This window comes from Acinetobacter lwoffii, from assembly GCF_024129435.1.
Taxonomy (GTDB): domain Bacteria; phylum Pseudomonadota; class Gammaproteobacteria; order Pseudomonadales; family Moraxellaceae; genus Acinetobacter; species Acinetobacter lwoffii_F.
On record NZ_JAMXXN010000060.1, the window covers coordinates 1 to 2,728 of the forward strand.

At 33.7% G+C, this 2,728-nt stretch carries 2 protein-coding genes; one reads left to right on the forward strand and one right to left on the reverse strand.

Features of this window, described 5'->3' with window-relative positions; genetic code table 11:
- The first annotated feature begins 295 nt into the window (after positions 1-295).
- On the forward strand, positions 296-1,777 hold the full coding sequence (locus NI455_RS15230; protein ID WP_253114862.1) for a hypothetical protein: 1,482 nt from the start codon (positions 296-298) through the stop codon (positions 1,775-1,777).
- A gap of 136 nt (positions 1,778-1,913) precedes the next feature.
- Here NI455_RS15230 and NI455_RS15235 read toward each other — a convergent pair.
- Positions 1,914-2,728, reverse strand: an 815-nt coding sequence (locus NI455_RS15235; protein ID WP_253114863.1) for an IS3 family transposase, incomplete at its 5' end; no start/stop codon positions are given.

A 2,728-nucleotide genomic window follows, 5' to 3' on the forward strand; every position in this document is an offset into this window, starting at 1 on the left:
TATTTTATATCCAGTCCATGGTGATAAAAACCATCATAAACCAGACATTTTTATTGGTGAGAATATAGACACTTTAAATGGGTTCTAACAACAGAATTTCGTATAACCGCCATTATGTTAAATAGATGATTATTTAGTTGCAAATTTCAGTTTATGACTTCTGACATGATTAATTCTATATGAAAATCTTATCAAAAGTTGAGGGTTAAACCACTATCTAATCGAACATAGTCTTCTGATTTTATTGTATATTAACTAATTTTTAGATTTAACTTTTGTATTAATAGAAGAAATAATGAATAGTATTTTATTAGAGACTAGAATGAACTTTTCTTGTGGTATCAGTGCAATTCATCTGTTAGATGAATCACGTTTAACGAGTATTGTTAATCAGTTAAACCCAGAAGCAATGCAAAAATTAATATCATCATTAACTTCTATTGATTGGTCTGTTGAGTTAATTAAAGAATATGAGCATAAATGGGATTGGTCTAATTTATCCAGAAATCCATCATTACCTTGGTCAATTAAACTGATTGAAAAATATGAGCATAAATGGAATTGGTCTTATCTATCGCAAAACCTATCATTGCCTTGGTCTGTTGAACTGATTGAAAAATATGAGCATAAATGGGATTGGTATCATCTTTCTTGGAACAGATCTTTACCATGGTCTGTCACATTAATTGAGAGATATAAAGATAATTGGGATTGGGACCATAATTATGGTCGATTTGCTATTTTTAGTAATGAATTTTTCCCATGGGCTGTAAAATTTTTTGACCGATATGGCCATAAAGTAAACTTTGACGATTATCCTTATACTTCAGATTTTAGTCAGGACCTTGCATGGTCAATGGAGTTAATTGAGAGGTATAAAGAAAGTTGGGATTGGTATAGTCTGTCTCAGAACACATCAATATCTTGGTCTGTTGAACTCATTGAAAAATATAAAGAAAGTTGGGATTGGTATAGTCTGTCTCAGAACACATCATTACCTTGGACTATTGAACTAATTGAGAAATATAAAGAAAGTTGGGATTGGTATAGTCTGTCTCAGAATAAATCACTTCCATATCAACTAATTAAAAAATATAAAACTAATTTATGTTGGTCAATTGAACTATTAATAAATAATAAAAATGACAATAATTGGAGCAATCTATCTCAGCAAATATCGTTACCTTGGTCTCTTGAATTACTTACACGCTACAAAGACTATTGGAATTGGTATTATCTTTCGAAAAATCCATCACTACCTTGGACTATTGAGCTAATTGAACGCTATAGATTCCTTTTGAATTGGTCCAGTCTATCAACCAATCCATCATTGCCTTGGTCAATTGAACTGATTGAAAAATATGAGCATAAATGGGATTGGTCTAATTTATCCAAAAACCCATCATTGCCTTGGTCAATTGAAATGATTGAAAAATATGAGCATAAATGGGATTGGTCTTATCTATCGCAAAACCTATCATTGCCTTGGTCTGTTGAACTCATTGAAAAGTATAATATTGATCTAAAGGATTTAATTGAAGACGATCTAGAAATCATACTTGATATGCAGTTACCATCAGTGGCAAAGCAAAAATATAATCATAAATGGGATTGGTCTTATCTTTCACAGAACCCATCATTACCTTGGTCAATTGAACTGATTGAAAAATATCAGAGCCAATGGGATTGGTCTGACTGTTCCAAAAACATATTTTTATCTTACTTATATCAGGAAATCTCTCTTCACTCATTAAATAAAATAATCATATATAATTAATTTTTTTTTAAAAATAATATTTTATGTGAAGCCATTTTTGATGTTTGTATAAGCGCTACTTAATTAGTCCTATCGATATGTAATTTTGAGTCAATATTGAACCGTACCGGGTTTGTCGGAGAGTTTTTTATTTAAGTTAGGCCACCTGACCTAACGGGTTAATCTTATCATAGTACATTGCTTCAAAATCAAAAGGTGATACATAACTTAGTGCACTATGTACACGCTCTTTATTGAACCAATCTACCCAATTTAGTGTCGCAAGTTGTACATCTGCTAAACCTTGCCAATCTGCTTTTAGATATTCAATCACCTCTGTTTTGTATAAGCCATTCACCGTTTCAGCCAAAGCATTATCGTATGAATCACCAGTCGTACCGACTGATGCTCGTAAATTTGCTGCTTCTAAACGATTGGTATAGCGAATGGAAAGATATTGCACACCTCTGTCGGAATGATGAATCACATTCTTTGGCATGCCTCGATCATGCAATGCTTGCTCCAATGCATCGAGCACCATATCTGTATTCATCCGTGTCGATACTTTCCATCCAACAATTGCTCGTGAGAACACATCAATAATAAATGCAGTATAAACCCAGCCTGAATTTGTTTGAATATACGTAAAGTCACTCACCCACAGTTGGTCAGGATGATCAGCAGTAAAATTACGTTTCACTAAATCATCTGCTCGTTTTTGGTCATCTCGGCTACGGGTGGTTTGTTTGTTCTTACCACGCCAAACACCTTGTATACCTAGCTTTTTCATTAATCGAGCAACAGTACAGCGCGCAATAATATAGCCTTCACGTTTCAGTTGTTGCCAGACCTTACGCACACCGTATCGACCTGAACTTTCTTTCCAAATTCGTTTAATCTCCTCAGCATGATGCAAGTCATGTAAATCTCGCTTTGCTCGATGTTCTGGATTTTCGCAGAGATCTAGAGTCC

What these genes read in the sequence shown, in the direction of transcription:
- NI455_RS15230 (WP_253114862.1), top strand. Translation starts at nt 296, where the DNA reads ATGAATAGTATTTTATTAGAGACTAGAATGAACTTTTCTTGTGGTATC.